Consider the following 26,579-nt stretch of genomic DNA (forward strand, 5'->3'; position numbering starts at 1 on the left):
CCGACCAAGGCTTTGAGTACCCAGCCGGCAGCGCCGGCTGGGTGGCGGCATGGACTTCTGAGGAAGTCCATGCCAACCAAGGCTTTGAGTGCCCAGCCGGCAGCGCTGGCTGGGTCATTGCAGGGTCTGAATTCGGAAAGGGCGTCGCGCGAGCGGCGCCCTTTTTGTTTGGGCGGCACAAACGAAAACGGCGGCCCGAAGGCCGCCGCAGAACATGCGAAGCGGGAAAAGGCTCAGCCCTGGTCGACGGGCACCGCCGTGCGCCGGTTCTTCAGATAAGGTGGGCGAGGGATGGACGAATGGGCCGCCCGCAACGCCGCCGACCAGCGCTCGCGCAGATCGTGGAAATAGGGCTCGCCCGGCTCGATGCGGTAGCGCAGCTCGGCTTCCAGCGCGTCGGGGCACAGCACCAGCACGTCGATGGGCAGCCCGACGCCCAGATTCGAGCGCATGGTAGAATCCATGGAGATCAGGCTCGACTTCAAGGCGTCGGCGATGTCCATGTCATAGGTCACGGCGCGGTCGAGCACGGGCTTGCCGTATTTGTGCTCGCCGATCTGGAGGAAAGGCGTGTCGGTGGTGCATTCGATGAAATTGCCCGCCGAATAGACCATGAAAAGCCGCAGCGGCCCGCCGGCGATCTGTCCGCCCAGGAGGAAGGACACATCGAAGCTCACATTGCTCTGTTCCAGCGCCCCGCCATCCAGCGAATGCACCTGGCGGATGGCCCGGCCCACCAATTGGGCCGCCTGGAACATGGTGCGGGCATCACGCAGCATCTGCCGCTCGCCGGCCTCGTGATCCTCAACCCCTTCATGGAGCAGGCTCAGCACCGACTGGGACACCGACAGATTGCCGGCGGAGGCGAGCGCCATCACATAGTGCCCCGCCTCCTCGAAGACATGGAGCTTGCGGAAGGTGGAGATGTTGTCGAGGCCCGCATTGGTGCGGGTATCCGCGACCATGACCAGACCTTCCCGAACCAGAACCCCGCAACAATATGTCATTGTCTTCCCTCGCCTCGACGGACTTATAGCCAGCCTTGGCGGGCCCCCGCAATGCGCCGGAGCCCGTGAGGGGAATATGATTTTCGTGCCCGGCGAAGTGTCGCGCCGCGGCAACGCTCCCGCTGGCGTAGGCTCAATCGCCCTCTGGCACCGCGCCGCGCCGGAAGGGACCCAGCTCCGTAAGATCGGCGCCCGCCTCCTCCACATAGGCGCGCTCGCGCTCCAGATACTGCGCGACGCCCCGCCGCAAGGCGGGATCGGCAATATAGTGCGCCGAATAGGTGGGGGTGGGCAGATAGCCGCGCGCCAGCTTGTGTTCCCCCTGCGCGCCCGCTTCCACCACCGCGAGGCGGTGGGCGATGGCATAGTCCACCGCCTGGTGGTAGCAGACCTCGAAATGGAGGAAGGGATGCTCCTCCACCGCACCCCAATAGCGCCCATAAAGGGTGCTGGCGCCGATGAGATTGAGCGCGCCGGCGATGTAGCGGCCCTCCCGCTTCGCCATCACCAGCAGCACCTGGTGCGCCATGCGCTCCCCCAAGAGCGAGAAGAAGCGGCGGTTGAGATAGGGGCGCCCCCATTTGCGGGAGCCGGTGTCCATGTAGAAGGCGAAGAAGGCGTCCCAAGCGGCTTCTGTGATGTCGCGCCCGGTCAGCCATTCGATGGTGATGCCGGCCGAAAGCGCCTCCCGCCGCTCCCGACGCAGCGCCTTGCGCTTGCGGGAGGCCAGCTCACCCAAGAAATCCTCGTAGGAGCCGTAACCCTTGTTGGTCCAGTGGAATTGCTGGTCCATGCGCTGGAGGAAGCCGAGGCGCGCCAGGTGCTCCCATTCCCCCTTGGTGGCGAAGGTCACATGGGCGGACGAGGCGCGGTGCTGGCGGGTCAGTTCCACCAGGCCGGCGGCGAGCAGCGTGCCCGCCTCCTCTGCGTCCGCCGCATCCCGGACCAGCAGGCGGCGGCCGGTGACGGGCGTGAAGGGGACGGCCACCTGGAGCTTGGGATAATAGCGCCCGCCCGCCTGCTCATAGGCCTCGGCCCACCCCTGGTCGAAGACATATTCCCCGCGCGAATGGGACTTCAAATAGGCCGGCGCCACCGCCCGCACGCCTTGCGGGCCATCCAGAACCAGATGCTGCGGCGCCCAGCCCGTGCGCGCGGAGGCGCTGCCGGACTCCTCCAGTGCCTGAAGGAAGGCGTAGGAGATAAAGGGCTCCGGCGCGGCGGCCCCGCCGGCGGCGCAGGCGTCCCAGGCGTCGGGGGCGATCTGGGCCAGCGAGGAAAGGATGCGCAAGCGGGTCTCGGACATGCGGTCTCGGACGTGCGGGCTTGAACGTGCAGGTTTTGGGCCGGGAGGTCTTGGATCTGGCGCCCCGTGAGCGGAGCCCCATCCTTAGCGTGCAGTGCAGCGTTCGGAAACGGGGCGCCCGCTCACTTCTTCGGGTAGGGCTTCAGGATCAGGATCTCCAGGTCGCTCTGGGGCCAGAAATCCTTGGCCTTCACCTGGAAGGTGGTGGGCCCGATCTTCTTGGCCCCGGTGGCGCAGAAGCTCACGAGGTTCTCCGGCGCGCCCTTGTCGATGGTCAGGGTGAAGTCCTGGATGGGGCCGTACCAATTGGCGCCGGTCTTCAGCACATAGCCGATGAAGGCCTCCGAATAGGCCATGGCGTCGCGCTTCTGCGCCTCGCGGGCGGCCTTCTGGAGAAGGGCGGTCAGCTGCGGTTCGACGCAATACTTCTCCCGCTGGGCCTTGATGAGGTTCACGAAGTCCGGCTCGCCCTTGATCTCGGAGCCCAGGATGGTGCCCACCGACATGCCAACGCTCGGCTTGTAGCGGTGCTCCACCTTCAGGTCCTTCTGGGCTGGAAAGGTCTGCATCCAGTAGAAAGTGGTGCGGAGCGTCCAGAGCGGCGCCAGGTGGCGCTCCATGCCCTTGCCCACGTCATAGTCGTCCCGCCGTACCAGGCCCAGCTCCAGCAATTGCTGCTGCTTGTCCTGCGGCAGGGCGTCGAGCGCCTTTTGGGTTTCCGGCCCGAGCGGATTGAGCGGCACATTCAGCTCGGTGAGCAATTGCGTGCGATCGAGGCCAAAGGCGGTGGCGCGCAATTCCACCTTGGTGTCCACCGGCTTGCCGTCCACCGTGGTGACGAAATCGAGAAAATTGGGCGAAGCGGGGTTGGGCACCGCCACGTCCTGTTCGACCTGGGTGATGTCCGGCATGGGAAAGGCCACGAGGACGGTCGTGTCCTTGTCCGCATTGGAATGGAAGACGTAGGAGACGCGCACCTCCTTTTCGGAGATGAACAGGTCCTCGGAGCGCATCTCCACCTGGTCGTTGGGCACGAAGACAAGCCCGCCCGCCTCCAGGGCTGCGGTGGTGTCGTTGGCGCGGGCGGCGCCGGACAGTGCCAGCAGGAAAGCAAAGCCGGAGGACAGGAGGGCGCGGCGCATGGAGGTCTCGCGTCAGGTGAGGAGGCCGCCCATCGCCCCGGGGGGACGAGCGGCCAACCGAAGGCCTGACCGCGTTTTAGCACATATCGCTGGGGCAATGCGCGCGCCCTGCCCCTCCCGCCTAGGGCCGGAAACCCTCGAAAATCATCTGGTCCGCATGCTTGCCGGCCACCGTGCGCTCGGCGGGGGTGCGGACCGTCCAGGCCAGCACGGGCACGGACAAGGCGCGGGCGAGGCGCACCGGCAAGGCCGGCAGGTCCCCCACCCGATAGGCCACGAACTGAAAACGGGAGGCGCGCCAGTGCAGAAGCAGCGCCTGGGCGAGGCGGTCCTTCAAGGCGGTGGGCGCGCCCTCTTCCTTGAGCGCGGCGCGCTGGGCGACGATGCCGCGGGGCACGCCGGGGGCGAACTCCGCCAGCGCCGCCACCACCTTGGGGTCGAACGACATGAGCGCGCAGGCGCCACGATAGGTGGACGCCAGGCGCGCCGCCCGCCGAGCCAGCCGCAGGTCGCCGGAAAAGTCGCTCTTGATCTCGATGATGACGGGCGTGCGCCCGTTCACCCGGCCGAGCAATTCCGGCAGGGACATCATCCGGTCGGTGGTATCCTTGAACGGAATGCGGCGGAGCGCGTTGCTGTTGAACTGGTCAAGCGCCCCCTCCGCCACCGTCAGCCGCTCAAGGGTAGGGTCATGGAAGACCATCGCCTCCGAGTCGCGGCTGAGCTGGACATCCACCTCCACCGCATAATCGGCATCGATGGCGGCATCGATGGCCGAGGCCGTGTTCTCGATCAGACCCGCCGAACGGTCGTGAAGCCCGCGATGGGCCACCGGGCGGCGGGTCAGGAAGGTCAGGTCGACCATGGGACTGCCTTTGGGGCTCAGGCCACTTCGATGATGGCTTCGACCTCGACCGCCGCATCGAACGGCAGCGCGGCAATGCCGACCGCCGAGCGGGCGTGGCGCCCCTTGTCGCCGAACACTTCGACGAAAAAGTCCGAGCAGCCGTTCACCACCTTGGGCTGGTCGACGAAGTCGGGTGTGGAATTCACAAAGCCCACCAGCTTCACCACCCGCGCCACCTTGTCGAGGTCGCCGATGACGGCCTTCACCTGGGCGAGAATGTTGATGGCGCACAGGCGCGCGGCGGCCCGTCCGGTCTCGATATCGACGCCGCCGCCGAGCTTGCCGGTCATCAGCTTGCCGCTGCCGTCGATGGAGACCTGGCCGGACACCATGAGCAGGTTGCCGGTGCGCACCACCGGCACGTAATTGGCAAGCGGCGCCACCGGGGTGGGCAAGGTGATCCCGAGTTCAGCCAGCTTCTGCTCGACGGTTTGCGACATTCTCGCCTCCAGCCACACCTGAGCGTAGGATACGCCCTCAAATTGCCGCCCTCTCTTGGCCGAAGGGCGGTGGCCGCGCAAGCGGCCTGGGTCACATTGCCAAGTCGCCGCCCGCCCCTCGGGGCGGGAGGCATCCGTGGGTAGGCCGCGCAAGCGGCAAGATTGGGGCTGGCCGGCGCGCCTGTGCGGGCGCCGCGCCCCGCAGAAGGACGGTCCGGCATGACGTTTTTTGCCCGCTTGACCCCAGCCGGCGCCGGTATGGCGGCGGTGATCGCACTCGCGCATCCCGCCTTTGCGGACGCTGGAGCCTTGCTGCCCCATCGGGTGGGCTATGCCCTCTCCCTCGATGCCTCCCGCTCCTCCCAGCAATTGGAGAGCGCCAACGGCCGCTTGGACTATGAGATCAAGGGCAATGCGTGCGAGGGCTACAGCGTCAATATGCGCCAGTCCAATCTGCTGGAGCCGGGCGAAGGCAGCCCGGTGCGCTCCGACATGGCCTCCACCACCTGGGAAGACGGCAAGGGCGAGGCCTATCGCTTCAAGACCGTGAACCGGGTGGGCGGCGAGGTGAAGTCGGACGTGGACGGCATCGTCAACCGCACCGCCACCGGGGCCACCGTGCAATTGACCAAGCCCAAGGCCGAGACGGTGGACCTGAAGGGCGCCATCCTCATGCCCACCGAGCATGTGGAAAAGGTGATCGCCGCCGCGCAGGCCGGGGAAGCCCTCTATGAGGCCCGGGTGTTTGACGGCTCGGAGGACGGCCAGCGGGTCTTCTCGACGCTCGCCGTCATCGGCCGGCCCGCCAAGGACGCCAAGGACCTGCCCCAGGCGGCCGGCACGGCGCTGGCGGGCGTGACCTATTATCCCGTCACCATTTCCTATTTCGACGAGGAGAGCGGCGATTCGACGCCCGAATACACCATGACCATCACGCTCTACGACAATGGAGTGATCGGCCGGGTGAGCATTGATTATGGCGAGTTCGTGCTGCGGGGCGTCATGTCCAATTTCGAGGCACTCCCCGCCGCCGCGCCCTGCCCCCGCTAGGAGGCAGGGATGCGTCATCTTCATCTGACCATTCGCGGGCGCGTCCAGGGCGTCGGCTATCGCGCCTGGTGCGCGCGGGAAGCGGAGGAGCGCGGCCTGTCCGGCTGGGTGCGCAACCGCGCCAGCGGGGCCGTGGAGGCCGTGTTCGCCGGCCCCGAGGCAGCGGTGACGGCCATGGCGCAGGCCTGCCGCTCCGGCCCGCCGGGCGCCCGCGTGGATGACATCCTGGCCCACGACGCCTCCGAAGCGGCGCTCGCGGCGGGTGGCGGAGCCGGCCGGTTCGTGGTTCTGCCCACGCTCTAGCCGGCCTCGCTGAGCGGGGGGAATGCCTGTCCCTTCAAGGACATGGGGCACTCCTGCGGGCAGGTGGGAGGCGTCTCCCCTGCCGGCAACTGTAGCAAGGATGTTACGCTCGCCGCCGGAATGCCGCTGGGGGACCCGCAGGCATGGCCTGCGGCGCATGGCCCGTTTATAGCTCGCATGTGACGCCAGCTTGCGGAGTGCCTTGTGCCACCGAGCGCATCGGCGGAGACGGGTTCGCTCCGCTTCCAACTTCCCCCCGGAGGCTATGCCCACCGGGAAGTCCCCCCGACCCCGCCCTGGTGGGCGGAGCCTTGGGGCGTGACGCTGGTGCTCTTGGTGTGGGGCCTCGTCCATGCCGCCATCGCGGTCTTCATGGAGACGGCGATCAATGTGGATGACGCGGTCGAGAGCTATCTCGTCCAGTCGCTCCAATTCTCCTATGTGCCGCGCAACCCGCCCCTGTTCGACTGGCTGCTCTATGCCATCCAGAGGGTGACGGGACCCGGCCTGCTGTCGTTCGCCATCCTGCGCTATGTGCTGCTGGTGGCCACGGCGCTGGTGGTGTACCGGGTGGCGCGGCGGGCCATTTTCGATCCGCGCCTGCAGGCGCTGGCGGTCTATTCCCTCTCCCTTCTGTGGGTGGTGGGCTATCACAGCCACCGCATCCTCACCCATTCCAACGTGATGATCCTGGCCATCGCCGGCACCATGCTGACGGTGGCGGCGCTGGCCAGCGAGAAGCGCACGGGCCTTTACGCGCTGCTCGGCGCCTGGATCGCGGTGGGCATCCTCGGCAAGTTCGGCTACCTCGCCTTTTTCGGCGTACTGGTGGTCTCCTGCCTGCTGGAAAAGAGCTATCGCCGGGTCCTCCTGGACTGGCGCATGGGCCTGGCGCTGCTGGTGGCCGCCGTACCACTGGCCTTCTATGCCGGCGTGCTGATCGTCCTGAAGCAGGACGTGGTGGCGGCAACGGCCGATGTGGTCGCCGCCAATGCCAAGCCCGACTGGATGAAGGTGCTGGACACCTTCGCCGGCGCCTGGATCGGCTATCTCCTGCCCTTCTTGGCGGTGGCCTGCCTCGTCTTCCTGCCCTTCAACCGGGGTGAGGGCGCGCGCATCCCGAGCCCGGAGCAGCGGGCGCTGCGGCATGTGCTGCGCTCCCTGTTCCTGATCGGCACGGTGGGCACGGCCATCGCGGTGACGGCCGCTGGCTCCGACAGCATCCGCGACCGCTATTTCCACGTCTTCTTCCTGTTCTCCACCGTCTATGTCTTCGCCGAGGCGGAGCGGCTGGGCGGCTGGCAGGACCGGGTAAAGATCTATCTCACCATTCTCTTCCTGGTGGCCATCGGGGTCGGCGTCGCGCGGGCGGCAGTGACCCTGTGGCCGGACCCGCGCCTGTGCGGGCGGTGCGTGGCGGCCGAGCCGCTGGGCAAGATCCGCCCGGTGGTGCTGGCGCAATTGGGCAATCAGCCGACCCTGGTGGCCGCCGACCGCCTCTCCGCCGGACGTCTGCGCGCCGCCGTGCCGGAGGCCCGCGTGGTCATCGTCACCGAGCCCGGCTACCGCCCCCCGCCCCGCCCCGCCACGGGCTGCGGGCAGGTGACCGGCGTGGTGAACGGCTCGGGCGCCCTCGCCCCGCCGCGCATGGAAGGCACCGCCATCGACGTGTGGGCCAAGTGGTGGTCGCCGCTCATGAAGCCACGCCGCGAGAGCTTCTGGCAGATCACGCCGCTGAAGGCCGACGATCCGCTCTGCCGCTGACGGCGCGCCGCCGCGCGCCGTCGACGGGCCTGGCTGACCTCAGGCCAGGGACAGCGTGAGCGGCACGCCGGGCGCGAGGCGCTCCAGCCGGTCGCCAAGGCCCAGCGCCGTGAAGGCACGGGCGAGATCATCCTCGGTCTCGGTGAAGTGCGCCCAGCCCTCATTGTGCACGGCGATGATGCGGGCGCGCGGGAAGGCGTGGGCCGCCTCGATGGCATCGTTCGTGTCCATGGTCAGGTGGAACGAGCCGCGCGTCTTGGCCGAGCCGGTGAACAGCACCACCACCTTGGGATCAAAGCGCCGCGCCACCTCGGCGACACCCTCGTACCAGACCGTGTCGCCGCTCACATAGACCGCGTCACCCTCCCGCTCCCGACCCAGCGCGAAGCCCACCACATCGCCGGCGATGGGCTCGATGCCCACGGGGCCATGGCGTGCCGGCGTGGCGGTGACGATCACACGGCCACCTTCGGGCGTGCGCACCTCATGGCTCTGCCAGGGCGCGAGGCCCACGGCGCGGCCGGTGGGCAGCCCCAGCCGTCCCTCGGCCACCTGTGTGGTGAGGGTCAAAGGCACCTGGTCGAGCAGGGCGCGGCCCGTCAGGTCCAGATTGTCCTTGTGCTGGTCGTGGCTGAGCAGCACCGCGTCCAGAGCCCCCAGCGCATCGGCCGAGATCGCCGGGCTGGTGCGCTTTTCCAGGGTCACGGCGCCCGGATAGGCCTGCGGCGCGTCGAAAGTGGGGTCGGTGAGGAAGCGCAGGCCCCCCAGTTCCACCAGAACCGTGGGACCGCCGATGAGGGTAAAGGTGATGTCATCTGCCATGAGGGCCTCCCGCAAGCATGTGATAAGCGGGATAGGCCCTGGCGGCCTGAGCGGGAATTCGCCAAGTTCTCACAATGACTGATCGAAATCGCACAAGCCTCGACTGGGACGACCTGCGCTATTTCATGGCGCTCTCCCGCCACGGCTCGCTCTCTGCCGCCGCACGCAGCCTTGGCGTCAACCATGCCACCGTCTCCCGCCGCATCGCAGCACTGGAGGGGCAATTGGAAGCGCCGCTGTTCGAGCGCACGGCGGAGGGCTATGCCCTGACCGCCGCCGGCCGGAACACGCTGGCCGCCGCCGCCGCCATGGAGCGGGCGGCCTCCGGCCTCGGGGCGAGCGCCCCCGCCGCCGAAGTGCCGCGGCTCGGCAGGGTGCGGGTCACGGCGACGCCGAGCCTGTCGGAATGTTTCCTGCTGGAGCGCCTGACCGGCTTGCTCGCGGTTCATCCGGGGCTCGATCTCGATCTCATCGCGGATCGGCGCGCCATCAGCCTCGCCCGGCGGGAGGCGGACATTGCGCTGCGCCTCGCCCGCCCGAAGGAAGGCGATTTGCTGGCGCGGCGCCTGACGGGGCTGGCCTTCGGCTTTTATGCGCGACCCGTCTGGCTGGAGCGTCTCGCCGCCGGCGCGCCGCCCTGCTTCGTCACCTTCGACGAGGGCGGCGCCCATCTGCCGGAACCGCTCTGGCTGGCGCGCAGCTTTCCCGGCGCCCGCGCCGTGTTCCGCTCCAACAGCGAAGCGGCGCTCGCCCAGGCCGCCCGCTCGGGCTGCGGCATTGCGTTGCTGCCGCGCTTCATCGGCGCCTTTGATCCCGAGCTGGTGCCCATCGACTTGAAAGTGGCCCCGCCATCGCGCGAACTCTGGCTGCTGCGCCGGCCGGAAGACGAACCGGCGGTGGAGCTGGTGGCCCAATTCCTGGCGGACCTGTTCCGCCGTGAGCGGCGGCGGTTCGAGGGGTCCGTCTTCGCGGGGGCCGACGCGACCTGAGCCCCAAAAGCAAATGGCCGGGCAAGAGCCCGGCCATCGCATCTTGAACCCGGGCCGCGAAGACCCGAACGCCTCACTCAGGCTTGGGCGCCAGGCGCGCGGTGACGATCTTGTCGGGGTCCTTCACCGGCTCGCCGCGCTTGATCTGGTCCACATTCTCCATGCCGGAGATGACCTCGCCCCACACGGTATACTGGCCGTCCAGGAAGCGGGCATCGCCGAAGCAGATGAAGAACTGGCTGTCGCCGGAATCCGGGTTGGCCGCGCGGGCCATGGAGACCGTGCCACGGGTGTGGGGCTGGCGGTTGAACTCGGCCTTCAGCTTCTTGCCCGAGCCGCCCATGCCGGTGCCGGTGGGGTCGCCGGTCTGGGCCATGAAGCCCTCGATGACGCGGTGGAACGGCACGCCGTTATAGAAGCCCTCGGAGACCAGCTCCTTGATGCGGGCCACATGGCCCGGGGCGAGGTCGGGGCGCAGTCCGATGGTCACGTCGCCCTTGGTGGTTTCCAGGATGATTACGTCTTCGGCCATGGATGTCTCCTTGTGCGGCTCGAAAGGGGTGTGAGAGGCGAGGCGGGCCGCTTACTTGGCGTCCGCCGCCACCTGCATCTTCACGATCCGGTCGGGGGTGGCGACGGCGCCATTATTGGCCTGCGACCCCTTCTTGATCTTGTCGACGAACTCCATGCCCGAGACCACCTCGCCCACGACCGTGTACTTGCCATCGAGGAAGGGGGCGGCGTCGAAGCAGATGAAGAACTGGGAATTGGCGCTGTCCGGCGAGGAGGAACGGGCCATGCCCACGGTGCCGCGCTTGAACGGCACGTTGGAGAATTCGGCCGGGAGGTTCGGATACTTGGAGCCGCCCGTGCCGTTGCCATACTGGCCATCGCCCGTCTGGGCCATGAAGCCGTCGATGACCCGGTGGAACGGCACGTTGTTGTAATAGCCCTCGCGCGCCAGCAGCTTCAGGCGCTCGGCATGCTTGGGGGCGATGTCCGGGCGCAGCGCGATGACCACCCGGCCATAGGTCGTGTCCAGATAGAGCGTGTTCTCCGGGTCGAGCTTGGGCTTCGACTGGGCAAGGGCCGGACCTGCGACGGCAGCCGCGAGCGCGAGGCCGAGAACGGAGCGGCGCGCGAGGCGGGCACCGGTGGAAGCGGTCATGGAGAAGTCTCCTCGGATGGCGTCCCCCACGCCTCAGGCGCGGGAGAATTTCACCTTCAGCCGCGCGAGCACGGCCTCGGGAACGAAGGCGGACACGTCACCGCCCATGGCAGCGATCTGCCGGACCAAGGTGGCGGTGATGGGGCGCACGCGGGGGGAAGCGGGCAGGAAAACCGTCTGGATGGTGGGCGAGAGCGTGCCGTTCATGCCGGCCATCTGCATCTCGTAATCCAGGTCGGTGCCATCGCGCAGGCCGCGAATGAGCAGCGTGGCGCCCACTTCCAGCGCGGTGGTGACCACCAGCTTGTCGAAGGTGACCACTTCAAGGGTCGCCCCTTCCTCGGCGGCGACGGGGCCGCAGACGTCGCGGAGCATGTCGAGCCGCTCGGCGGGCGAGAAGACGGGCGTCTTGCCGGGATGGATGCCCACGGCCAGAACCAATTTGTCGGCCAGGCGGCACGCCGAGCGCACCACGTCCAGGTGCCCATTGGTGGGCGGATCGAACGAGCCCGCATAGATGGCGATGCGGGGCGCGTGGGGCGTGGTGTTGGCGTCGCTCATGGGGCGAAAGCGTTATCGCGCCCCGCGCCCACGCGCAATGGGGCGGCGCCGCGCGGCACCGCCCCTTCCGGTCAAAGCATCGGCAATTTCACAGATGGATGCCGCCGGACACCTCGATGCGCTGGCCGTTCACCCAGCGATTCGCCTCGCCCAGGAGGGTCGCGATCATCGGCCCGATGTCATCGGCCACGCCCACCCGGCCCAGCGCCGTCTCGCCGGCGATGACCTGGTTCACGGCTGCATTGTCGCGCACCATGCCGCCGCCGAAATCGGTCTCGATGGCGCCGGGTGCCACGGTGTTGACGCGGATGCCCCGTGCCCCCAGCTCCTTGGCCATATAGCGGGTAAGCACCTCGATGCCGCCCTTCATGGCCGCATAGGCGGCAAAGCCCGGCATGGAGAAACGGGCAAGGCCGCTCGACAGATTGATGATGGAACCGCCATCGGCCAGCAGCGGCACCAGCGCCTGGGTGAGGAAGAAGGTGCCCTTCAGGTGGATGTCGACCAATTGGTCGAACATGGCTTCTGTCGTCTCCATGAAGGGGGCGTAGATGCCGATGCCGGCATTGTTCACCAGATAGTTAAACCGCTCGGCGCCGAATGTTTCGGCCAGCGCGCCGCGCACCGCCTCGGCGAAGGCGGGGAAGGTGGCGGCCCGGCCCACATCCAGCTGGAGGGCATGGCCGGTGCGGCCGAGCGCGGCAATCTCGGCGCGCACCGCTTCCGCCTCATCGGCGCGGGAATGATAGGTAAAGATCACATCCACGCCCCGCGCCGCCAGGGCGAGAACCGTGTTGCGGCCAAGGCCCCGGCTGCCGCCGGTGACGAGGGCGATGGGGGCGGAAGAGCGCGTTGAATTCGTCATGTGGGTCTCTCCTTCAGCGATGAGACAAATGTAACGCCCAGCCCCCAGCCGCTCTTGCCGGATGCTGGCGAAGTCTTGCCCATTTCTCCAAACCCGCTTCCCCCCTGCGCGCGATGGGTTATGGTTTCCCCTGCCCGGCCAGACCCTCGGTCCGCCGGAGGAGACTGCCGCCATGAGTGACGATCTGCGCGCCGCCGCAACCCGATATACCGCCGGCCTGCCGGCGCCCGAGGGGCTGCATCTGGCGGATGTGGAGGGCATCGGCTTTGCCTGCGCCCGCTCGCCCACCCCCTATGTGCACGCCCTCTATCGTCCCCTGCTTTGCCTGGTTCTCCAAGGGGCGAAGGACGTGACCTCGGGCATGGACACCTGGTCCTTCAAGGCCGGGGAGACGCTGATCGTGGGCACGGACCTTGCCGTCTCCGGCCGGGTGCGGCAGGCGAGCCCGACCGAGCCCTATCTGGCGGTGGCCCTCGGCATCGATCTTGCCCTGCTCAAGGACCTGATGGGCGAGATGGCGGCGGTGCCGGCGGCGCAGCGGACGGCGCGGGTGGCGGTGGCGCAGACACAAGCCGCCGTGCAGGACTGCGTCGCCCGGCTGGTGCGCCTCATCGAGACGCCCGATGCCCTCGCGGTGCTGCGCCCCTCCATCCTGCGCGAACTCCATTATTGGCTGCTGCGTGGCCCCCACGGCGCCATGCTCAGCCAATTGAGCCTGCCGGACAGCCATGCGGCGCGCATTTCCCGTGCGGTGGCCGTGCTGCGCGCGGACTATGCCCGGACCTTGCCGGTGGACGAGCTGGCCGAGGTGGCGGGTATGAGCGTGTCGTCCTTCCACGCCCACTTCAAGGCGGTGACCTCGCTTTCGCCGCTCCAGTTCCAGAAGCGGCTGCGCCTGGTGGAGGCGCGGCGGCGGCTGCATGGGGAGGGCCTCGCCATTGCCGAGGCCGCGTTCGACGTGGGCTATGAGAGCGTGTCCCACTTCACCCGCGACTATGCCCGCCTGTTCGGCGCCCCGCCCGGCCGGGACCTAACCACCCGTCCGCACATGGAGGATTTCAGCGGCGTCCGGCCGCCAGCAGGAGCGCGGCGCCTCCCGCCAGGATCACCGCCGACACCCGGTCTGCCATCGCCGTGAAGCGGCCGGTGAGCGCGGTGCGGGCGCGATCCGCCACCACCGCCCACAGCATGTCACCCACCAGGGCGATCACCGCGAAGATGGCGGCCAGCAGCGCGATCTGCGGCACCGGATCGGTGGGGTTGGTGACAAATTGCGGCAGGAAGGCCGCGTGGAACAGCAGCGTCTTGGGATTGGCGAAGGCCACCGCCAGCCCGCGCGAGAAGGCGGCGCGGCCCGTGGGCACGGCTTCCGCCCGCTCCTGCCCCGCCGCCCGCCACTGGGCGATGGCAAGCCAGATGAGATAGGCCGCGCCCATATAGCGCACCAGGTCGAAATGACGGGAGAAGACCTCCACCACCCAAGCCAGCCCCGCCGCCACGAAGGCGAGCTGGAGCACCAGCCCCACATTCACCCCGGTGGCGGTGAGAAGCCCCGCGCGCCGGCCGTGCTTGAGGCTGGTGCCGACGATGAGGGCCACATTGGGCCCCGGCGTCGCGCCCAGCGCCAGGCAGGCCAGCACGAAGATCGCGAGGCTCTCGGCGGAGATCATGCCTCGGCGTCTCCCTCGCCCGCCTCGCCGCCCAGATCTCCCTCCTCGGCGGCGCTGTCCTCGCTGATATGCTCAACGGAGACCACCCGCTCACCCGACGCGGTGTTGAAGACGATGACGCCTTGGCTGGCGCGGCCCACCACGCGGATGCCATCCACCGGGCAGCGGATGAGCTGACCGCCATTGGTGACCAGCATGATCTGGTCCGTGTCCTCCACCGGGAAGGAGGCCACCAGCCGGCCATTGCGCTCGTTCACCGCCATGGCAACGATGCCCTTACCGCCACGGCCGGTGACGCGATACTCGTAGGACGAGGTGCGCTTGCCGTAGCCGTTCTCCGACAGGGTCAGGATGAACTGCTCGCGGGCGCTCATTTCCGCATAGCGCTCGGTGGAGAGGGCGGCATCGGCCACCACTTCCTCGCCGTCGCTCTCGCCGGAGACATCCTCGCCGCCCCGGCGCACCGCATTGGCGGCCTTCAGATAAGAGGAGCGCTCCTCGGCGCTGGCGTCGGAATGGCCGATGACGGCCATGGAGATGACGGTGTCGCCCTCCTCTAGCCGGATGCCGCGTACGCCGACGGAATCGCGGCCCTTGAAGACGCGCACATCGGTGACCGGGAAGCGGATGCAGGCGCCTTCCGCCGTGGTCAGCAGCACATCGTCATTCTCGGTGCACAGCTGGACCGAGGCGATGGACTCGCCCTCCTCCAGCTTCATGGCGATCTTGCCGTTGCGGTTCACCTGGCTGAAATCGGCCAATTCGTTCCGCCGCACCGTGCCGCCCGTGGTGGCGAACAGGATCTGCCAGCGGGCATGCTCCTCCGCATCCTCCGGCAGCGGGACGATGGAGGTGATGCGCTCGTCCGGATCCAGCGGCAGGATGTTGATGAGCGCCTTGCCGCGGGCCTGGGGGGCGGCGGCGGGCAGGCGATAAACCTTGAGCTTGTAGACCTGCCCCTTGGACGAGAAGAACAGCACCGGGGCGTGGGTGGAGGCCACGAACAGGCGGGTGACGAAATCCTCCTCGCGGGTCTGCATGGCCGAGCGGCCCTTGCCGCCCCGGCGCTGTGCCCGGTAGGTGGAGAGCGGCACGCGCTTCACGTAGCCCGCATGGGAGACGGTGACCACCATCTCCTCGCGCTGGATCAGGTCCTCGTCGTCGAGGTCGCCATAGCCTTCCACCAGCTCGGTGCGGCGGGGGGTGCCGAACTCGGCCTTGATAGCCAGCAGCTCCTCACGAACGATGGCCTGGATGCGGGCGCGGCTCGCCAGGATTTCAAGGTAATTGGCGATTTCCACCGCCAGCTTGTCCAACTCGTCGGCAATCTCGTCGCGACCCAGGGCGGTGAGGCGCTGGAGGCGCAGGTCCAGGATGGCGCGGGCCTGCTCGTTGGACAGGCGATAGGTGCCGTCCGCCGAGACCACATGGCGGGGATCGGCGATGAGAGCGATCAGCGACTCGACATCCTTAGCCGGCCAATCGCGCGACATGAGCGCCTCGCGCGCCGCGGCCGGGTCGGGCGCGGTACGAATAAGGCGAATGATTTCATCGATGTTCGCCACGGCGATGGCAAGGCCCACCAGCACATGGGCGCGGTCGCGCGCCTTGCGCAGGAGGAATTTAGTTCGCCGGCTCACCACCTCTTCCCGGAAGGCGATGAAGGCGGTGAGCATGTCATGGATGGTCATCACCGCCGGCTTCCCGCCGGACAGCGCCACCATATTGGCGCCGAAGGACGACTGGAGCGGCGTCATGCGATAGAGGTTGTTGAGCACCACGTCCGCCTGGGCGTCGCGCTTCACCTCGATCACCACCCGCATGCCTTCGCGGTCGGATTCGTCGCGGATCTCGGCGATCCCCTCCAGGCGCTTGTCGCGCACCAGCTCGGCGATCTTCTCGATCATCGAGGCCTTGTTCACCTGGTAGGGGATCTCGGTGATGATGATCGCCTCGCGCTCCTTGCGGATCGTCTCGATCGTCACCTTGGCCCGCACCACCATGGAGCCGCGGCCGGTCAGATAGGCCTGGCGGATGCCGGCGCGGCCGAGAATGAGGCCGCCGGTGGGGAAATCGGGGCCGGGAATATGCTCGATGAGCGCTTCCGGCAGCAAGGTCGGGTCGTCGATGAGCGCCACCGCCCCGTCGATCACCTCGCCCAGATTGTGCGGCGGGATGTTGGTGGCCATGCCCACCGCAATGCCGCCGGCGCCATTCACCAGCAGGTTCGGGAACTTGGCCGGCAGGACGACGGGCTCGTGCTCGCTGCCGTCGTAATTGTCCTGGTAGTCGACGGTTTCCTTGTCCAAATCGTCCAGCAGCGACTGGGTGACTTTTTCCAGGCGCACCTCGGTGTAGCGCATGGCCGCCGGCGGGTCGCCGTCCACCGAGCCGAAATTGCCTTGGCCATCCACCAGCGGCACCCGCATGGAGAAGGGCTGCGCCATGCGCACCAGGGCCTCATAGACCGACTGGTCGCCGTGGGGATGGTATTTACCGATGACGTCGCCGACCACGCGGGCCGACTTACGATAGGACTTGTTCCACTCGTATCCGTTCTCATGCATGGAGAACAGGATGCGGCGATGCACCGGCTTCAGTCCGTCCCGCACGTCCGGAAGAGCGCGCGCGACGATCACGCTCATCGCGTAGTCGAGATAAGACCGCGACAGTTCTTCGGTAATGGATACGGGCCGGATGTCCGAGGGCAGATCACCGCCCTGCTTCGGAGTCTCGTTTTCAGCCAAGAGACAAATCTCACATGATGCACAGCTGTTGCAGCTTTTACCTGATTCAGCCGTGAAACTCCAGCGAAACCGGCGCCTTTCGCGGTTATTTTATCTTGATATTTCAATAGATTAGCCGCGCCGATCCGGCGCTTTCGGGCGACATTGCGGCAAGCTGCCCCTCCGGCCGCGCCAACCGACCCGACGGGCCGGTGCGCGTGGTGCGACAGGACGGTGGCGGAACGGCTTGTCCCGATGCGCCAGGCCACGCGGAGACGGGCTTGGCCGCCCCGCGCGCAGCACCGTTTGCGGGCGGAAAGTTCGGGCCGCAGAGCGGGCCGCGGTACGGTTCCGGGAGGGTCGGGAGGGTCGGGAATGTTCTGGGGCGGGCAGACGGGTCAGATCGCGACGGCCCGCTCAGGGCGGACCGGCCTGGCACCGGCTCCGGGCCCAGGGAGCGGCCTCCCGGGCCATGGGCTCGGTGCTTGCGCGTGGCCGCAGAGTGAAGGCGCCCTGTCCTCCACTCCGAGGGCTTCGAGGGCTTCGAGGGCTTCGAGGGCTTCGAGGGCTTCGCGGCGAGCGGATCGCACGCCAAACCTGCTCAGACAAGGGGAGGCAAGGGGAGGCAAGGCAAGGAAGGCGAGGGGCGGTGAAGCGGGCGGGGTTAGGCTCGCCGAGGTCATGCTGGCGAGGCGAGGCTTCCCGAGGCGCGGTCCGGCGGGAAGCGGCCTCGCCCGCATATGCCGGGCACAGGAGCGCCGGGACACCGCCGCACGCCGTCCGCGCGGTCAGGTGCCGAAGACCACCGCATGCATGATGCGGCCCGGCCAGAAGGTGAAGAGCCCCGCCGCCACCAGCGCGAACAGGAAGAGATGGCGCATTGTGCGCCCGTGCCGGCTCACCTGGTGCCGCCGCGCCGCAAGCACCGCCAGGGGCAGCGCGACGAGCACCCAGACCGAGAGCAGATGAATGGGGCTCCAGGGCCCCCAGACCCGCAATTCGTGGATCAGCAGGGAGGAACCCGCCACCACCCCCATGAGCGCGACCCAGGCCCAGCCCATGAGGCGGTGGCGCGGATCGCCCTTGGACAGGCTCAGCTGCACCGCGCCGAGCCCCAACGCCGCCAGCGCGGCGAAGGCATGCACCTGGATGGCTGGGGAGGCGGACAGGAGTGGCTCCAGCGTCATTTCCCCTCCCCGCGCACACCGATGCGTGCTGCCTTCTCAGAACGGGATTTCGTCGTCCATGTCGTCGGAGGGCCGACCACCGCCACCAAAGCCGCCCCCACCGGACCCGCCACCGGAGGAGCCGCCGCCACGGCGCGCTCCACCGCCGCCGCCGAAGCCACCCCCGCTGCCACCGCCGCCGCCAAAGCTGCCGCCACCCCCGCCGCCGCCAAATCCGCTACCACCGCCGCCGCTCATGGGGCCAGAGGCGCCGAAGTCAGAACCGCCGCCATAATCATCGCCGCCCTCGGACCCGCCGCCGCTGCGGCCGTCCAGAAGGGTGAGTTCGCCGCGATAGGGGCGCAGCACCACTTCGGTGAAATAGCGCTCCTGGCCCTGATTGTCGGTGGCCTTGCGGGTCTCCAGCTGGCCCTCGATATAGACTTTGGAGCCCTTCTTCAGGAACCGCTCGGCCACGCCCACCAGATTCTCGTTGAAAATGGCCACCGAGTGCCATTCCGTGCGCTCGCGCCGCTCGCCCGACGCCTTGTCGCGCCAGGTTTCCGACGTGGCGATGCGCAGATTGCACACCCGCCCGCCATTCTGGAAGGCGCGCACCTCCGGGTCGCGGCCGAGATTGCCGACCAGGATCACCTTGTTGACGCTGCCGGCCATCTTTTTCCTCCGCCGTCCGTTCCCGATTGCATCCGCACGCGCCGGGCGCGAGGCCCGCCTTCGCGGACGCGCATGCACCCTACAGCGCAAAACCCGCCGGGGAAGGCGCGCAAAGCCTTTGTCCACCAAAAAGGCCGCCGGCCCCTTCCCTCTGCGTTCTCTATATGTTCTATAGTTCGCCGAACCGCGTTGCAAGGGGAGAGTCGCAGGGCGCCGGGTGTCTTTTGATCGGATCGTCCGCCGCGCTTTCTCGATCAAAGGGGTGAGCAGGGCGATTCACCGATCGGATCGATTCATCGGATCGCGCTCTAGGGAGGCTTCCTTTCGCACTGCACCCTTGTTCCCGAAGCGCTTGCTCTTAGATAGGACATGCGAGCCATGTCGCTGCGCCTTCCCGTGCCCGTCCGGCCCCTCCCCCCGGTGATCTCCGCCGGGTTGGGGCGCGTAATGGGGCGCGGCGCGGTCGTCGGCCTGCTCTGTCTCCCCCCGGTCCGGCGCCCGGCCTGCGCCACAAGTCCGAGCCCGCATCCATGACCGATCCTGCTTCCGCTTCCCCCTCCTCCCTGCCCGCGTCGCGGGAGCGTCGCGATGCGCGGATGCTGTCCGTGCGCGGGGCGCGGGAGCACAATCTGAAGAACGTGGACCTGGACGTGCCGCGCGACAGCCTCGTCGTGTTCACGGGCCTGTCCGGCTCGGGCAAGTCATCGCTCGCCTTCGACACCATCTATGCGGAAGGCCAAAGGCGCTATGTGGAGAGCCTTTCGGCATATGCCCGCCAGTTCCTGGAGATGATGCAGAAGCCGGACGTGGACCAGATCGACGGCCTGTCCCCCGCCATCTCCATCGAGCAGAAGACCACCTCCAAGAATCCGCGCTCCACGGTGGGCACGGTCACCGAGATCTATGACTATATGCGCCTCCTCTGGGCGCGCACCGGCATCCCCTATTCCCCCGCCACGGGCCTGCCCATCGAGAGCCAGACCGTCTCGCAGATGGTGGACCGCACGCTCGCCTTGCCCGAGGGCACGCGGCTCTATCTGCTGGCGCCCGTGGTGCGCGGGCGCAAGGGCGAGTATCGCAAGGAACTGGCGGAGTTCCTCAAGAAGGGCTTCCAGCGGGTCAAGATCGACGGCACCTTCCACGAGATCGCCGAAGCCCCGGCCCTCGACAAGAAATTCAAGCACGACATCGACGTGGTGGTGGACCGTGTGGTGGTACGCCCGGACATCGCCACCCGCCTTGCCGACAGCTTCGAGACGGCGCTTGGCCTTGCCGATGGCATCGCGGTGCTGGAGTTTGCCGATGAGAAGGACGCCGACGGGTCGCCCCGGCGCATCCTGTTTTCGGAAAAATTCGCCTGCCCGGTCTCCGGCTTCACCATTCCCGAGATCGAGCCGCGGCTCTTCTCCTTCAACAACCCCTTCGGCGCCTGCCCGGCCTGCGACGGCCTCGGCGTGGAGCAGACCATCGATCCCGATCTCGTGGTCCCGGACAAGGCCCGCTCCCTGAAGCAGGGCGCCATCGCCCCCTGGGCCAAGAGCACCTCGCCCTATTATGGGCAGACCCTGGACGCGCTCGCCAAGCATTACGGCTTCAAGCTCACCACGCCCTTTGCCGAGCTGCCGGAAAAGGCCAGGGACGTCATCCTCTATGGCTCCGGCGAGGAGCACATCACCTTCCGCTATGATGACGGCCTGCGCGCTTATGAGACCTCGAAGACCTTCGAGGGCATCGTGCGCAACCTGGACCGGCGCTGGAAGGAGACCGACAGCGACTGGGCGCGGGAGGAAATCTCCAAATATTTCTCCACCGTCCCCTGCGCCGTCTGCACCGGCTATCGCCTCAAGCCCGAGGCGCTGGCGGTGAAGGTGGGCCATCGGCATATTGGCGAAGTGGGCGTGCTCTCCGTGAAGGCGGCGCACGATTGGTTCGAGGCCCTGCCCGCCGCGCTCAATGCCAAGCAGAACGAAATCGCGGTGCGCATCCTCAAGGAGATCCGCGAGCGGCTGCGCTTCCTCATGGATGTGGGGCTGGAATATCTCACCTTGGCCCGCTCCTCCGGCACCCTGTCCGGCGGCGAGAGCCAGCGCATTCGGCTGGCCTCGCAGATCGGCTCTGGCCTGTCGGGCGTGCTCTATGTGCTGGACGAGCCCTCCATCGGCCTGCACCAGCGGGACAATGTGCGGCTGCTCGAAACGCTCAAGCGCCTGCGGGACCTCGGCAATACCGTCATCGTGGTGGAGCATGACGAGGATGCCATCCTCGCCGCCGATTATGTGGTGGATGTGGGCCCCGGCGCCGGCATCCATGGCGGAAAGATCGTGTCCAAGGGCACGCCGGCGGAGATCATGGCGGACCCGGCCTCGCTGACGGGCAAGTATCTCACCGGCGCCCTCGCCGTGGGCGTGCCGGCGCGGCGCAAGCCGAACCCCAAGCGGCAATTGAAGCTCGTCGGCGCGCGGGGCAACAATTTGAAGAACGTCACCGCCGAGGTGCCACTCGGCCTGTTCACCTGCGTCACCGGCGTGTCGGGCGGCGGCAAGTCCACGCTGCTCATCGACACGCTCTACAAGGCGGTGGCGCGGCGGCTGAACAATGCCTCCGAGGCCCCCGCCCCCTTCGACCGCCTGGAAGGGCTGGAGCACCTGGACAAGGTGATCGACATCGACCAATCGCCCATCGGCCGCACCCCGCGCTCCAACCCCGCCACCTATACGGGGGCCTTCACCCCCATTCGGGAATGGTTCGCCGGGCTCCCCGAGGCGAAGGCGCGGGGCTATGGGGCCGGGCGCTTCTCCTTCAATGTGAAGGGCGGGCGGTGCGAGGCCTGCCAGGGCGACGGCGTCATCAAGATCGAGATGCACTTCCTGCCGGATGTCTACGTCACCTGCGATGTCTGCAAGGGCAAGCGCTACAATCGCGAGACGCTGGAAGTCACCTTCAAGGACAAGTCCATCGCCGATGTGCTGGACATGACGGTGGATGAGGGCGCGGCCTTCTTCAAGGCGGTGCCTTCCGTGCGCGAGAAGCTGGAGACGCTGGCGCGGGTGGGGCTCGGCTATATCAAGGTCGGCCAGCAGGCCACCACCCTGTCCGGCGGCGAGGCGCAGCGGGTGAAGCTCGCCAAGGAACTCTCCAAGCGCGCCACCGGCCGCACGCTCTATATCCTGGACGAGCCCACCACCGGCCTGCACTTCCACGACGTGTCCAAGCTCTTGGAAGTGCTGCACGAACTGGTGGAGCAGGGGAACACCATCGCGGTCATCGAGCACAATCTCGATGTCATCAAGACCGCCGACTGGGTGGTGGACCTCGGCCCTGAGGGCGGAGATGGCGGCGGCGAGATCGTCGCCTGCGGCACGCCGGAAGAGATTGCCGCCAATCCCCGCTCCCATACCGGGCGTTTCCTCGCCGAGGTGCTGGCCCGCCGGCCGCACAAGCCGGCGGTGGCGTCGGATGCGGATGAGGTGGCCCCCGTCGCTCGGGGTGGGCGGCGGAAGGTGGCTGGGGGTCAGCCCACGGCCAAGTCGACGGCCAAATCCACCGCAAAGCCGATGGTTAAACCCGCCGCACCCGCGGCTGAAGAGGATGAGGCCGCCGAAGACACCCCCACGCGCGGCGCCACCCGCCGCACCCGCCGCACGGCGGCAGAATAACCGGCTCTGCCGTTCGTCTCTGAGAGGGCCCTCCCCGTGGATGGCCGGGCTTGTCCCGGCCATCCACGGGGAATGTCCGGGAAGGGCTCAACATGGGCACGCGCCCAATGAAAATGCCCGGGACAAGCCCGGGCACTGCGGCGTGAGGGGGGAAGGGCGCGGTTGCTGTCCGCGCCCTCGAAATCCTTCGGAACACCACCAAACAGCGCCCGCCCGAAAGCGGGCGCCCGGACCTGCTCAGGCCAGCGCCTGCTCCAGGTCGGCGATGATGTCGGCCACATCCTCGATGCCCACCGAAATGCGCACCACCTGCGGGCCGGCACCGGCGGCGACCTTGGCCTCGTCGGTCAGCTGGCGATGGGTGGTGGACGCCGGGTGGATGATGAGGGAGCGGGTGTCGCCGATATTGGCGAGGTGGGAGAACAGCTCCACCTTCGACACCAGGTTCACGCCCGCCTCATAGCCGCCCTTCAGGCCGAAGGTGAAGACCGCGCCGGCGCCGTTGGGCAGGTATTTCTGGGCGAGCGCATGGTAGCGGTCGCCCTCAAGGCCGGGATAGCTCACCCATTCCACCGCCGGATGGGTAGAGAGATAGCGCGCCACGGCCAGCGCATTGGCGCTGTGCTGCTTCATGCGCAGGGCCAAGGTCTCGATGCCGGTGAGGATCAGGAAGGCGTTGAAGGGCGAGAGCGCCGGGCCGAGGTCGCGCAGGCCGAGCACCCGGGCGGCAATGGCGAAGGCGAAATTGCCGAAGGTCTCGTGCAGCACGATGCCCTGATATTCGGGCCGGGGCTTCGAGAGGAAGGGATAGCGATCGGTGGCGGACCAGTTGAAGGTGCCCGCGTCCACAATCACGCCGCCGATGGAATTGCCGTGGCCGCCCAGGAACTTGGTGGCGGAATGGATGACGATGTCCGCGCCATGCTCGATGGGCCGCCACAGATAGGGCGAGGCCAAGGTGTTGTCGACGATCAGCGGCACGCCAGCCGCCTTCGCCACCTTGGAGATGGCCGCGATGTCGGTGACCACGCCGCCGGGATTGGCGATGCTCTCCACGAAGATGGCCTTGGTCTTCGGGCTGATGGCGCGCTCGAAGCTGGCGATGTCATCGGGATCGGCCCACACCACGTTCCAGCCGAAGCTCTTGAAGGCGTGGGTGAACTGGTTGATGGAGCCGCCATAGAGCTTGCGGGAGGCGACGAACTCGTCGCCGGGCGTCAGCAGCGTGTGAAAGACCAGGTGCTGGGCCGCATGGCCCGAGGCCACCGCCAGCGCCGCCGTGCCGCCCTCAAGCGCGGCGACGCGCTCTTCGAGCACGGCGTTCGTGGGGTTTCCGAGGCGGGTATAGATGTTGCCGAAGGTCTGGAGGCCGAACAGGGCGGCCGCGTGGTCCACGTCGTCGAACACGAAGGACGTGGTCTGGTAGATGGGGGTCGCGCGGGCGCCGGTGGTGGGATCGGGCTGGGCGCCCGCATGGACGGCGAGCGTGGCGAAGCCGGGATGGCGGTCGGTCATGAAACGTCCTCCTGTTCCCCGGCATCATGCACCGTGCCGGGGTTAAATTCCAGTCAACACATCGATTAAGTGTGCATTACGTAATTTCACGGAGATGTCGCCGCCGAAAGCCCCGCTTGGCTATTGCGGCTTCACCGGCGTGCGGTTCAGGGAGAGGCGCTGCACGCCAGCGCCCAGGCGCTGCGGGCGCTTGGCGGAGATGGTGCGGCTGTTCACCCCGGTCCAGCCAATCTCGCCGGAGAGGCGGCCATATTCAATCTTCGGGCAGCGATCCATCACCACCTTCAGCCCCGCCGCCTCGGCCTTGGCGGCGGCTTCGTCATGCCGCACGCCCTGCTGCATCCAGAACACCTTGGGCAAAGGCGAGAGGGCCAGGGCCTCGTCCAGCACCGCCGGCACGTGGTCCGGCGCGCGGAACACGTCCACCATGTCGATGGCCACCGGCACGTCGGCGAGCGTCGCATAAACGGTACGCCCGGCAATGGCCTTGCCCGCCTGGCCGGGATTGACCGGATAGACCTCGAAGCCCCGCTCCGCCAGATACTTGGTCACGAAGAAGGAGGGCCGGCTGGGATTGGGGCTCGCGCCCACCACGGCCACGGTCTTCACCTGCGAGAGGATGTCGCGGATATAGCGGTCGTCATAGCGGTCGTGATTCATGACGCCCTCCTCCTGTCAGGCGCGGCGCGCCTTGCTGAACAAAGTGAAGAAATTGTCCGTGGTGCGGGCCGCCAGCTCTTCCAGGCTCACGCCGCGCGTGGCGGCCAGCACCTTGGCGGTCTCGCGCACGAACGACGGCTCGTTGCGCTTGCCCCGGTGGGGGATGGGCGCAAGGAACGGCGCGTCCGTCTCCACCAGCATGCGATCTTCCGGCACGCTCGCGGCGATCTCCCGCAGGGCGGTGCTGTTCTTGAAGGTCACGACCCCCGAAAAGGAGATGTAGCCGCCGAGCGCCAGCGCCCGCCGGGCCAGATCCGGCCCCGCCGTGAAGCAATGGAGCACGAAGGGAAAGGCGCCCTTGGCGGTTTCCTGTTCCAGAATGTCCGCCACGTCGTCATCCGCCTCGCGGGCATGGATGATGAGCGGCAGGCCGGTATCGCGGGAGGCGGCGATATGGGTGTGGAAGCCGTGGGCCTGCGCCGCGCGGGGGCTGGTGTCGTAGTGATAGTCGAGCCCGACTTCGCCGATGGCCACCACCTTGGGATGGGCGGACAGGGCGATCAGGTCCTGCGCGGTCACATCCGGCTCTTCCGCCGCCTGGTGGGGATGGGTGCCCACGGAGCAGAAGACGTTGTCATAGCGCTCGGCGATGGCGCGGATCTCGTCGAACCGCCGCACGCGGGTGGAAATGGTGAGCAGATGCGAGACCCCCGCCTCCGCGGCCCGCGCGACGATGGCGTCGCGCTCGGCGGCAAAATCGGGGAAGTCCAGATGGCAATGACTGTCGACGAGCATGGGCAACCTTGATGCGGTGGCCCTTCACATAGGCCCTCACGGCGGCGGCGTCGAGGCGGGGACGCCCCTCGCCCCCACCTCCCCCGCAGGTTTCGGTGGCCGGCGCGCGCCAGCCCCCGCGCCGCCCGATCAGGCCGCCACTTGCGCGCCGCTCACGCGGGCCACTTCCCGGATGATGCCGGAATGGTCGAGGTCGCCCTCCCCCTTGTCCACCATGGCGGCGAAGAGGGAATCGGTGAGCTTGAGCATGGGCAGGTCCAGCCCCAACGTCGCCGCATGGGCGAGCGCCGTGGACGTGTCCTTCACCTGGTACTTGGCCGGGCCGCCGGGCACGAAATCGTCGGTGGCCATGCGCAAGGCGTGCTGCTTGAGGATGGTGGAATCGGCAAAGCCGCCCAGCAAGGCCTCGCGCACCTTCAGCGGGTCCGCCCCGCCCTGCCGGGCCAGAACCAGCGCCTCGGCCACCGCCACCAGCGTGGAGGCGACGATGGACTGGTTGATGAGCTTGCACAATTGCCCCGCCCCCGCCGGCCCCACATGCACCGGCCGGCCCATGGCCGCCAGCACCGGGGCCACGCGGGCAAAGGCCTCCGCCGTGCCCCCCGCCATGATGGCAAGGCTCGCGGCCTTCGCGCCCTTCTCGCCGCCGGAGACCGGCGCATCCACATAGAAGATGCCCCGCGCCTCGGCGGCACGGGCCTGGCCCTGGGCGGTTTCCACCGGGATGGAGCTCATGACCACGAGGCTCGATCCCGCCACCATGGAGGCGAGCACGCCCCCTTCGTCCAGCAGCACCGCATCGCAGACCGGGCCGGAGGAGAGCATGACGATGACCATGTCGGCGCCCCGCGCCGCCCCGCCCGCCGTGCCCGCCACCCGCACGCCGGGCAGGCGGGCGGCCTTTTCGGGCGAGCGGTTCCAGGCGGTCACCTCATGGCCGGCAGAGGCGAGGTTGGCGGCCATGGGGCCGCCCATGATGCCGGTGCCGATGAATCCGATGCGCGCCATCTCACGCCCCACCCGCGCCACGGCACGCGCGTTCCAGGAAGCGCACCGGCCGCTCGGCCTCGATCAGCGCGGGAAAGCCGGCGCGGAAGCGGGCGAGATGGGGCGTCTCCAGATGGGCGTCGAAGGCGGCGTGGTTCTCGTAGACCTCATAGAAGAGGACGGTGCCGGGATCGTCCGGCGACACGCACACATCGAAGGTGCTGCATCCCGGCTCGTGCGCGACCGAGCAGGTGGCATCATCCGCCGCCAGCGCCAGGAAGGCGTCGAGATGTTCAAGCTTCACCTTGAATTCGGCGATGACCACGAAGGGGCGTTTCGTTTCGCTCATGATTGCGACCTCTTGACCGGGCCAAAAGAAAAGCCGCCGGCCGCACGAACGGCCGG

Annotated in this window: 25 protein-coding genes; 6 read left to right on the forward strand and 19 right to left on the reverse strand. The window is 67.9% G+C overall.

Features of this window, described 5'->3' with window-relative positions; all coding sequences use genetic code 11:
• Positions 1-233: 233 nt before the first annotated feature.
• The 5 genes from ACT54L_RS15745 to ACT54L_RS15765 all read right to left on the reverse strand — a co-directional run bounded on the left by ACT54L_RS15745 (position 234) and on the right by ACT54L_RS15765 (position 4,802).
• Positions 234-1,007, reverse strand: coding sequence for a proteasome-type protease (locus ACT54L_RS15745; protein ID WP_476086576.1), 774 nt, complete (start codon positions 1,005-1,007; stop codon positions 234-236).
• Between the two features lie 133 nt (positions 1,008-1,140).
• Positions 1,141-2,313: a GNAT family N-acetyltransferase gene (locus ACT54L_RS15750; RefSeq protein WP_476086577.1), complete on the reverse strand. Its 1,173-nt coding sequence runs from the start codon at positions 2,311-2,313 to the stop codon at positions 1,141-1,143.
• A 122-nt stretch (positions 2,314-2,435) separates the two neighbouring features.
• A complete protein-coding gene (locus ACT54L_RS15755; protein WP_476086578.1) occupies positions 2,436-3,455 on the reverse strand; it encodes a DUF4424 domain-containing protein in 1,020 nt (339 codons plus the stop codon).
• A gap of 121 nt (positions 3,456-3,576) precedes the next feature.
• Complete coding sequence (locus tag ACT54L_RS15760; RefSeq protein ID WP_476086579.1) at positions 3,577-4,320, reverse strand: glycerophosphodiester phosphodiesterase family protein; 744 nt, start codon at positions 4,318-4,320, stop codon at positions 3,577-3,579.
• 17 nt (positions 4,321-4,337) lie between these two features.
• Positions 4,338-4,802, reverse strand: coding sequence for a RidA family protein (locus tag ACT54L_RS15765; protein ID WP_476086580.1), 465 nt, complete (start codon positions 4,800-4,802; stop codon positions 4,338-4,340).
• A gap of 219 nt (positions 4,803-5,021) precedes the next feature.
• Here ACT54L_RS15765 and ACT54L_RS15770 point away from each other — a divergent pair, with 219 nt between their 5' ends.
• From ACT54L_RS15770 to ACT54L_RS15780, 3 genes are all read left to right on the forward strand, one after another.
• Positions 5,022-5,852: a cell envelope integrity EipB family protein gene (locus ACT54L_RS15770; RefSeq protein WP_476086581.1), complete on the forward strand. Its 831-nt coding sequence runs from the start codon at positions 5,022-5,024 to the stop codon at positions 5,850-5,852.
• A gap of 9 nt (positions 5,853-5,861) precedes the next feature.
• On the forward strand, positions 5,862-6,155 hold the full coding sequence (locus ACT54L_RS15775) for an acylphosphatase (protein WP_476086582.1): 294 nt from the start codon (positions 5,862-5,864) through the stop codon (positions 6,153-6,155).
• A 318-nt stretch (positions 6,156-6,473) separates the two neighbouring features.
• Positions 6,474-7,919 (forward strand): ArnT family glycosyltransferase, encoded by a 1,446-nt coding sequence (locus tag ACT54L_RS15780; RefSeq protein ID WP_476086583.1) that lies wholly within the window; start codon positions 6,474-6,476, stop codon positions 7,917-7,919.
• Between the two features lie 39 nt (positions 7,920-7,958).
• Here ACT54L_RS15780 and ACT54L_RS15785 read toward each other — a convergent pair whose 3' ends face one another.
• Positions 7,959-8,741, reverse strand: coding sequence for an MBL fold metallo-hydrolase (locus tag ACT54L_RS15785; protein WP_476086584.1), 783 nt, complete (start codon positions 8,739-8,741; stop codon positions 7,959-7,961).
• A 74-nt stretch (positions 8,742-8,815) separates the two neighbouring features.
• On the opposite strand from ACT54L_RS15785, the gene ACT54L_RS15790 reads away from it, so the two are divergent.
• On the forward strand, positions 8,816-9,730 hold the full coding sequence (locus ACT54L_RS15790) for a LysR family transcriptional regulator (protein WP_476086585.1): 915 nt from the start codon (positions 8,816-8,818) through the stop codon (positions 9,728-9,730).
• A gap of 73 nt (positions 9,731-9,803) precedes the next feature.
• Here the strand turns inward: ACT54L_RS15790 and ACT54L_RS15795 are convergent, their stop codons facing one another.
• The 4 genes from ACT54L_RS15795 to ACT54L_RS15810 all read right to left on the reverse strand — a co-directional run bounded on the left by ACT54L_RS15795 (position 9,804) and on the right by ACT54L_RS15810 (position 12,324).
• A complete protein-coding gene (locus tag ACT54L_RS15795) occupies positions 9,804-10,262 on the reverse strand; it encodes a peptidylprolyl isomerase (RefSeq protein WP_476086586.1) in 459 nt (152 codons plus the stop codon).
• A gap of 51 nt (positions 10,263-10,313) precedes the next feature.
• The gene (locus ACT54L_RS15800; protein ID WP_476086587.1) at positions 10,314-10,898 is read right to left on the reverse strand and encodes a peptidylprolyl isomerase; all 585 of its coding nucleotides are present in this window, start codon (positions 10,896-10,898) and stop codon (positions 10,314-10,316) included.
• Positions 10,899-10,931: 33 nt separating this feature from the next.
• Entirely contained in the window at positions 10,932-11,459 is a 528-nt protein-coding gene (coaD, locus tag ACT54L_RS15805; protein ID WP_476086588.1) for a pantetheine-phosphate adenylyltransferase, read from the reverse strand.
• Positions 11,460-11,547: 88 nt separating this feature from the next.
• Positions 11,548-12,324, reverse strand: coding sequence for an SDR family NAD(P)-dependent oxidoreductase (locus tag ACT54L_RS15810; RefSeq protein ID WP_476086589.1), 777 nt, complete (start codon positions 12,322-12,324; stop codon positions 11,548-11,550).
• A 172-nt stretch (positions 12,325-12,496) separates the two neighbouring features.
• Here ACT54L_RS15810 and ACT54L_RS15815 point away from each other — a divergent pair, with 172 nt between their 5' ends.
• Positions 12,497-13,462, forward strand: a complete 966-nt coding sequence (locus ACT54L_RS15815) for an AraC family transcriptional regulator (protein WP_476086590.1) — start codon at positions 12,497-12,499, stop codon at positions 13,460-13,462.
• Here ACT54L_RS15815 and ACT54L_RS15820 read toward each other — a convergent pair.
• The 4 genes from ACT54L_RS15820 to ssb form a co-directional block, all read right to left on the reverse strand.
• The gene (locus ACT54L_RS15820) at positions 13,383-13,994 is read right to left on the reverse strand and encodes a LysE family translocator (RefSeq protein ID WP_476086591.1); all 612 of its coding nucleotides are present in this window, start codon (positions 13,992-13,994) and stop codon (positions 13,383-13,385) included. The two genes, ACT54L_RS15815 and ACT54L_RS15820, sit on opposite strands and share 80 nt — an antisense overlap.
• Positions 13,991-16,639 carry a DNA gyrase subunit A gene (gyrA, locus tag ACT54L_RS15825; protein WP_476086592.1) on the reverse strand — a complete coding sequence of 883 codons (2,649 nt, stop codon included), beginning with the start codon at positions 16,637-16,639 and terminating at the stop codon, positions 13,991-13,993. The genes ACT54L_RS15820 and gyrA overlap by 4 nt, the downstream gene beginning before the upstream one ends.
• An 869-nt stretch (positions 16,640-17,508) precedes the next feature.
• A complete protein-coding gene (locus tag ACT54L_RS15830) occupies positions 17,509-17,907 on the reverse strand; it encodes a DUF2306 domain-containing protein (protein ID WP_476086593.1) in 399 nt (132 codons plus the stop codon).
• A gap of 36 nt (positions 17,908-17,943) precedes the next feature.
• On the reverse strand, positions 17,944-18,561 hold the full coding sequence (gene ssb, locus ACT54L_RS15835) for a single-stranded DNA-binding protein (protein ID WP_476086594.1): 618 nt from the start codon (positions 18,559-18,561) through the stop codon (positions 17,944-17,946).
• A 596-nt stretch (positions 18,562-19,157) separates the two neighbouring features.
• Between ssb and uvrA the strand changes: the two genes are divergently transcribed.
• Positions 19,158-22,217, forward strand: a complete 3,060-nt coding sequence (gene uvrA / locus ACT54L_RS15840) for an excinuclease ABC subunit UvrA (protein ID WP_476086694.1) — start codon at positions 19,158-19,160, stop codon at positions 22,215-22,217.
• Positions 22,218-22,454: 237 nt separating this feature from the next.
• On the opposite strand, the gene ACT54L_RS15845 is transcribed toward uvrA, so the two are convergent.
• From ACT54L_RS15845 to ACT54L_RS15865, 5 genes are all read right to left on the reverse strand, one after another.
• Positions 22,455-23,732, reverse strand: coding sequence for an O-acetylhomoserine aminocarboxypropyltransferase (locus ACT54L_RS15845; protein ID WP_476086595.1), 1,278 nt, complete (start codon positions 23,730-23,732; stop codon positions 22,455-22,457).
• Between the two features lie 120 nt (positions 23,733-23,852).
• On the reverse strand, positions 23,853-24,392 hold the full coding sequence (locus ACT54L_RS15850; RefSeq protein ID WP_476086596.1) for a CoA-binding protein: 540 nt from the start codon (positions 24,390-24,392) through the stop codon (positions 23,853-23,855).
• 15 nt (positions 24,393-24,407) lie between these two features.
• A complete protein-coding gene (locus ACT54L_RS15855) occupies positions 24,408-25,187 on the reverse strand; it encodes a TatD family hydrolase (protein ID WP_476086597.1) in 780 nt (259 codons plus the stop codon).
• Positions 25,188-25,316: 129 nt separating this feature from the next.
• Positions 25,317-26,195 (reverse strand): NAD(P)-dependent oxidoreductase, encoded by an 879-nt coding sequence (locus ACT54L_RS15860; protein ID WP_476086598.1) that lies wholly within the window; start codon positions 26,193-26,195, stop codon positions 25,317-25,319.
• A 1-nt stretch (position 26,196) separates the two neighbouring features.
• Complete coding sequence (locus ACT54L_RS15865) at positions 26,197-26,523, reverse strand: putative quinol monooxygenase (RefSeq protein ID WP_476086599.1); 327 nt, start codon at positions 26,521-26,523, stop codon at positions 26,197-26,199.
• Positions 26,524-26,579: the final 56 nt, after the last annotated feature.

This window comes from Aquabacter sp. DMC10, from assembly GCF_056314145.1.

What these genes read in the sequence shown, in the direction of transcription:
- ACT54L_RS15865 (WP_476086599.1), bottom strand. Translation starts at nt 26,523, where the DNA reads ATGAGCGAAACGAAACGCCCCTTCGTGGTCATCGCCGAATTCAAGGTG.
- ACT54L_RS15845 (WP_476086595.1), bottom strand. Translation starts at nt 23,732, where the DNA reads ATGACCGACCGCCATCCCGGCTTCGCCACGCTCGCCGTCCATGCGGGC.
- ACT54L_RS15750 (WP_476086577.1), bottom strand. Translation starts at nt 2,313, where the DNA reads ATGTCCGAGACCCGCTTGCGCATCCTTTCCTCGCTGGCCCAGATCGCC.
- ACT54L_RS15785 (WP_476086584.1), bottom strand. Translation starts at nt 8,741, where the DNA reads ATGGCAGATGACATCACCTTTACCCTCATCGGCGGTCCCACGGTTCTG.
- ACT54L_RS15810 (WP_476086589.1), bottom strand. Translation starts at nt 12,324, where the DNA reads ATGACGAATTCAACGCGCTCTTCCGCCCCCATCGCCCTCGTCACCGGC.
- ACT54L_RS15770 (WP_476086581.1), top strand. Translation starts at nt 5,022, where the DNA reads ATGACGTTTTTTGCCCGCTTGACCCCAGCCGGCGCCGGTATGGCGGCG.
- uvrA (WP_476086694.1), top strand. Translation starts at nt 19,158, where the DNA reads ATGCTGTCCGTGCGCGGGGCGCGGGAGCACAATCTGAAGAACGTGGAC.
- ACT54L_RS15745 (WP_476086576.1), bottom strand. Translation starts at nt 1,007, where the DNA reads ATGACATATTGTTGCGGGGTTCTGGTTCGGGAAGGTCTGGTCATGGTC.
- ACT54L_RS15860 (WP_476086598.1), bottom strand. Translation starts at nt 26,195, where the DNA reads ATGGCGCGCATCGGATTCATCGGCACCGGCATCATGGGCGGCCCCATG.
- ACT54L_RS15795 (WP_476086586.1), bottom strand. Translation starts at nt 10,262, where the DNA reads ATGGCCGAAGACGTAATCATCCTGGAAACCACCAAGGGCGACGTGACC.
- ACT54L_RS15850 (WP_476086596.1), bottom strand. Translation starts at nt 24,392, where the DNA reads ATGAATCACGACCGCTATGACGACCGCTATATCCGCGACATCCTCTCG.
- ACT54L_RS15815 (WP_476086590.1), top strand. Translation starts at nt 12,497, where the DNA reads ATGAGTGACGATCTGCGCGCCGCCGCAACCCGATATACCGCCGGCCTG.
- ACT54L_RS15830 (WP_476086593.1), bottom strand. Translation starts at nt 17,907, where the DNA reads ATGACGCTGGAGCCACTCCTGTCCGCCTCCCCAGCCATCCAGGTGCAT.
- ACT54L_RS15790 (WP_476086585.1), top strand. Translation starts at nt 8,816, where the DNA reads ATGACTGATCGAAATCGCACAAGCCTCGACTGGGACGACCTGCGCTAT.
- coaD (WP_476086588.1), bottom strand. Translation starts at nt 11,459, where the DNA reads ATGAGCGACGCCAACACCACGCCCCACGCGCCCCGCATCGCCATCTAT.
- ACT54L_RS15760 (WP_476086579.1), bottom strand. Translation starts at nt 4,320, where the DNA reads ATGGTCGACCTGACCTTCCTGACCCGCCGCCCGGTGGCCCATCGCGGG.
- ACT54L_RS15855 (WP_476086597.1), bottom strand. Translation starts at nt 25,187, where the DNA reads ATGCTCGTCGACAGTCATTGCCATCTGGACTTCCCCGATTTTGCCGCC.
- ACT54L_RS15765 (WP_476086580.1), bottom strand. Translation starts at nt 4,802, where the DNA reads ATGTCGCAAACCGTCGAGCAGAAGCTGGCTGAACTCGGGATCACCTTG.
- ACT54L_RS15820 (WP_476086591.1), bottom strand. Translation starts at nt 13,994, where the DNA reads ATGATCTCCGCCGAGAGCCTCGCGATCTTCGTGCTGGCCTGCCTGGCG.
- ACT54L_RS15775 (WP_476086582.1), top strand. Translation starts at nt 5,862, where the DNA reads ATGCGTCATCTTCATCTGACCATTCGCGGGCGCGTCCAGGGCGTCGGC.
- gyrA (WP_476086592.1), bottom strand. Translation starts at nt 16,639, where the DNA reads ATGAGCGTGATCGTCGCGCGCGCTCTTCCGGACGTGCGGGACGGACTG.
- ACT54L_RS15755 (WP_476086578.1), bottom strand. Translation starts at nt 3,455, where the DNA reads ATGCGCCGCGCCCTCCTGTCCTCCGGCTTTGCTTTCCTGCTGGCACTG.
- ssb (WP_476086594.1), bottom strand. Translation starts at nt 18,561, where the DNA reads ATGGCCGGCAGCGTCAACAAGGTGATCCTGGTCGGCAATCTCGGCCGC.
- ACT54L_RS15800 (WP_476086587.1), bottom strand. Translation starts at nt 10,898, where the DNA reads ATGACCGCTTCCACCGGTGCCCGCCTCGCGCGCCGCTCCGTTCTCGGC.